At 58.0% G+C, this 4,535-nt stretch carries 4 protein-coding genes and 1 pseudogene; 4 read left to right on the top strand and 1 reads right to left on the bottom strand.

From position 1 onward, the window contains the following. Positions 1-140, top strand: a pseudogene (locus VMU57_RS21855) (acetyl-CoA C-acyltransferase); the annotation flags it as partial. Positions 141-163: 23 nt separating this feature from the next. Here VMU57_RS21855 and VMU57_RS21850 read toward each other — a convergent pair. Continuing rightward, complete coding sequence (locus VMU57_RS21850; RefSeq protein ID WP_325387311.1) at positions 164-1,618, bottom strand: L-serine ammonia-lyase; 1,455 nt, start codon at positions 1,616-1,618, stop codon at positions 164-166. 204 nt (positions 1,619-1,822) lie between these two features. On the opposite strand from VMU57_RS21850, the gene VMU57_RS21845 reads away from it, so the two are divergent. From VMU57_RS21845 to VMU57_RS21835, 3 genes are all read left to right on the top strand, one after another. After that, positions 1,823-2,545, top strand: coding sequence for a hypothetical protein (locus VMU57_RS21845; RefSeq protein ID WP_325387309.1), 723 nt, complete (start codon positions 1,823-1,825; stop codon positions 2,543-2,545). A 135-nt stretch (positions 2,546-2,680) separates the two neighbouring features. Beyond that, positions 2,681-3,229, top strand: coding sequence for a hypothetical protein (locus VMU57_RS21840; RefSeq protein ID WP_325387307.1), 549 nt, complete (start codon positions 2,681-2,683; stop codon positions 3,227-3,229). A gap of 103 nt (positions 3,230-3,332) precedes the next feature. Continuing rightward, on the top strand, positions 3,333-4,535 hold a 1,203-nt coding region (locus tag VMU57_RS21835), incomplete at its 3' end, for a YifB family Mg chelatase-like AAA ATPase (RefSeq protein ID WP_325387305.1).

Genomic DNA, 4,535 nt, shown 5'->3' with positions numbered 1-4,535 from the left:
TCGGGCATCCGATTGGAGCGAGCGGGGCGAGGGTGCTGGTGACGCTCATCCACGAGATGATCCGGCGGGATGTGAAGAAGGGTGTGGCGGCGCTTTGCCTGGGTGGAGGGAACTCAGTGGCTTTGGCGGTGGAGCGGTGAGTCAAAAGCTGACTGAAAGACTTTCAGCACTCGATGATGTTCAAGGCTAGTCCGGCGAGCGAGGTTTCTTTGTAGCGGGATTGCATGTCGAGGCCGGTCTGGTACATGGTGGCGATGACCTGGTCGAGGGAGAGTTTGTGGCCGCCGGTCTCGTGCATGGCCATGCGGCAGGCGTTGATGGCCTTGACTGCGCCCATGCCGTTGCGCTCGATGCAGGGGATCTGCACGAGACCGCCGATGGGGTCGCAGGTCATGCCGAGATTATGTTCCATGGCGATCTCGGCGGCGTGTTCGATCTGCGCGTTGGTTCCGTTGAGCGCTGCGACCAGACCCCCTGCAGCCATCGAGCAGGCTACGCCGACTTCGCCCTGGCAGCCGACTTCGGCTCCGGAGATGCTGGCGTTTTCTTTGTAGAGGATGCCAATGGCAGCGGCGGTGAGGAAGTAGCGGATAAGGCCTTCTTCATTTGCTCCATCGGTGAAGCGCATGTAGTAGTGGGCGATGGCGGGGATGACTCCAGCGGCTCCGTTGGTGGGCGCGGTGACGACTCTGCCGCCTGCAGCGTTCTCCTCGTTGACGGCCATGGCGTAGACCGTGACCCAGTCGAGCGGGGCGAGCGGGTCCTTGGAGTCGTCGGTTTCAAGTCGGTGGACGAGGCGCGGAGCGCGGCGACGAACGTTGAGGCCTCCGGGAAGGATGCCTTCGGTGGCGATGCCGCGAGCGGTGCAGGATTGCATGGTGTGCCAGAGGGTGAGGATGCTGGCTTTGATCTGTTGTTCGGGAGTGGCTTCGCTGTGCAAGGGGTCTGCGGAGGGCGGACGGTTGATGGCGATGCTGGAGTCGGAGAGGAGCGCGACTTCGTTGGCGAGCATGAGCTGCGCGATGGTGAGGTTGTGAGCGGCAGCGGTAGAGAGAAGCTCATCTGCGCTGCGGAAGGGATAGGGAACGGTGCGCGTGGTGGCGCTCGACGCAGTGCGCTGGGCTTCGAACTCGCTGCCGGAGAGGATGAAGCCGCCGCCGATGGAGTAGAAGATGTCTTCGGCGAGAAGGGTGCCTGCGCCGTCGAAGGCGGAGAAGCGCATTCCGTTGGGATGGGTAGGTACGGCGGGGTTGGGGTACATCTGATCGCGGTGGAAGAGGAGGTGCTGGCTCTCAGTGAAGGGGATCTCGTGGAGATCGAGGAGGTAGAGGGTGCCGGTGGTGCGGATGGCGGCGAGCTCGATGTCGATGAGAGCGGGATCGACGGTGTCGGGTGCTTCGCCGAGGAGGCCGAGCAGGATGGCGCGGTCGGTGCCGTGGCCGAGGCCGGTGAGTGCAAGTGAGCCGTAGAGATCGACATGGATTGAGCCGGTGTGTTCGAGCAATCCTGTAGCTTCGAGCGAGCGGGCGAAGCGGAGAGCGGCACGCATGGGGCCGACCGTGTGTGAACTGGAGGGGCCGATGCCGATCTTGAAGAGCTCGAAGAGGCTGGTATTCACCGTGACCTTATTGTAGGCGCGAGATGTGGCGGCCCGGTGCGTTTGGAAGTGCAATTACTTGCGTATCGGCTTTGACGTGACTTTGCGTTTGAGGCATCGGCTCTCGATTTTGTGACACGATGCAGCAACTTGTCTGGTAGTAATGGTGGGTCGCTGCTTTGAAGAGTTCCGGTGGGTTCGTAAATCGACCACCTGGAGGCAGGCATGAACCTTTTTCAAAAAGTCCATCACCGACTGGATGTTCTTAGCTCTCTGATGTGGCAGGCACATACAACCAGGCCAGCGATGGAGGTTGTCTATCGTGATTTATTTGTGCGAGATATAGCTAAGCTGCAGTTGGACGATTTGTACTACCCTGTGGGATCGGCGGCGAACTATAGCTTGCTGTACTTTGTTACACGGTGCTTTCTGGAATTCCCGATACGCAATGCGATTGAATTTGGCGCTGGGCAGTCAAGTGTCTTGATGAGCCAGCTCAACGATCGGCTGAGGAAGGAAGCGACCATCACAACGGTCGAGCATGACGTGCTATGGGCAGATATCGTCCGGGCAAAGGTGAACCACACTGTCATTGCGACTGATCTTGTGCCGAAGACGATTGAGGGCCATAAGATTAGCTACTATGGCGGAGAGTACTTCGATTCTTCGGTCCTCTACGATTTTGTGCTGGTCGATGGTCCTCCTGCTCACAAAAAAGAGACGACGTTCAATCGATTGGGCGCAATGGAGGTGATTGAAAATAATCTTGCGGACAGCTTTGTCATCGTCCTGGACGATATGCAGCGAGAAGGCGAGCAGGAGTTGTCCAATTTAATTCATTGCAAGCTGAAGCAGCGTGGATGCAACTTCGGTGAGGTCTCTATCAGGGGATCCAGACCGCAACATGCTTTTGCCGCGGGATCTTTTTTTCGTGCCGCCTACTTTTGATTTCGGATTGGCGCGCAATTAGCTGCCTCGACGGTTGATGGCGCGGCGCTTATGGCATAGGTCGCACGTATTTATCTCTTGTATTACGTAGTTGCCACCAGTTATCGTAGCGACAACTCGTTTAATAGGACTTTAATGAAGCTACGTCATCTGGCTGTACTTTTTTTCATTGCCTTGTCCAGTGCAGCAGCTCGAGCCCAAGTTGCCATTTATGGCACCTTCGATGCTACCCATCTTTCTGACAACAGCAACCACCAAGCGACATGGTTCTACGGTCCCAGCATAGGTGCTTACTACGATTTCGTTCACCTCGGCCCACTGGCTGCAGGTGTCGATCTGCGCGGTAATTTTCTGTTTGGGAGCCATGAGAAATATAGAAGCGGCCTCGTTGGGTTGCGGCTTTCGGCCAAGCCGCCGATTTTGCCCATCAAACCGTACGCTCAGTTTTCAATTGGCGCCGGCGGGGCAAAGGCCGATGGCACGGCAAACTTCCCTGACACGAATTACAGCACCAAGTTTCAGTATGAGGTTCTCGGGGGAGTCGATCTAACTGTCCTTCCACGCATCGATCTTCGTGTCGCAGAGGTTGGGTATGGCAGAATGTCGGGAGTTAACGGAGGCACCAATGCTCCCGCTTCAAGCCTCGTTACTGTCGGCGCGGGCCTTGTTTTTCGTCTTCCCTGAATGAAGCTGTCGAGTGCTGTAGAAAATCTGCCGTGCTGTCTATCAAGGGAGAACGCTATCGTTAACCAAAATTCACAGACTCAAGGATTGACCGGGCTCACCCATGCTTTTTAAAGTTCGCAGTGCAGCTGTGTATGGAATCGATGCGCACGTCATCGATGTCGAGGTCGATTTTTCGGGCGTCAAGTTGGACAAGGAACAGTTCAACACGGTGGGACTACCGGACGCTGCGGTGCGGGAGAGTCGCGACCGGGTGCGGTCGGCGATCAAGAACTCCGGGTTCGATATTCCGCCGACGCGAATCACGATCAACCTCGCTCCCGCAGACCTGAAGAAGGAAGGGTCGGGGTTCGACCTTCCGATCGCGATTGGGATACTGGGCGCATATGGTGCGTTGCATACCAAGGACATCAGCGACTTTCTGCTGGTCGGCGAGCTGGGGCTGGACGGCAGCCTGCGCGCGGTGCAGGGAATGTTGCCGATCGCCGTTGCGGCCCGCGCCCAGGGGATTCCGAACCTGATTATTCCGGCGAGCAATGCACGTGAAGCGGCGGTGGTAAAGGGAGTGAACGTCTATCCGGTGAAGAGCCTGCTGGAGGTGAGGGAACTGCTGAACTCGGCGTCCTTTGGCACGATGACGGCGGTTCCTTTGAAGGTAGAGACAGCCGATCTACTGAACGAGATGCAGCACTTTCCGTTCGACTTCAAAGACGTGCGCGGCCAGCATGTGGCGAAACGGGCGCTGGAGGTGGCGGCTGCCGGTGGACACAACATATTAATGATCGGGCCGCCGGGGTCAGGCAAGACGATGCTGGCCAAGCGGCTGCCTTCGATCCTTGCGCCGCTGCGGTTTGAAGAGGCGTTGGAGACGACCAAGATCCACTCGGTTGCGGGGGTGCTGGATGCGGAGCAGGGGCTGGTGACGCACCGGCCGTTTCGGTCGCCTCACCATACCATCTCGGACGCAGGGTTGATTGGCGGAGGAATGATTCCGCGGCCTGGTGAGGTCTCGCTGGCACATAACGGTCTGCTGTTTCTGGATGAGCTGCCGGAGTTTCCCCGAAACGTTCTGGAGGTGCTGCGCCAGCCTCTGGAAGATGGAACGGTGACGATCGCCCGGGCGGCGATGAGTTTGAGCTTTCCGGCGCGGTTCATGCTGGCGGCTGCGATGAATCCGTGTCCCTGCGGCTACTTCAACGACAAATCGCGGGAGTGCATGTGCACGCCGCCGATGATCCAGCGCTATGTCTCCAAGGTCTCGGGGCCGCTGCTGGATCGAATCGATATCCATATAGAGGTTCCGGCT

This window comes from Edaphobacter sp. (genome assembly GCF_035532915.1).
Classification (GTDB): Bacteria; Acidobacteriota; Terriglobia; order Terriglobales; family Acidobacteriaceae; genus Edaphobacter.
The sequence above is the reverse complement of the archived record's forward strand: the minus strand, read 5'-3'. Positions and strand labels throughout refer to the sequence as shown.

Coding starts and splice junctions, on each gene's coding strand:
- VMU57_RS21845 (WP_325387309.1), top strand. CDS start 1,823: ATGAACCTTTTTCAAAAAGTCCATCACCGACTGGATGTTCTTAGCTCT.
- VMU57_RS21840 (WP_325387307.1), top strand. CDS start 2,681: ATGAAGCTACGTCATCTGGCTGTACTTTTTTTCATTGCCTTGTCCAGT.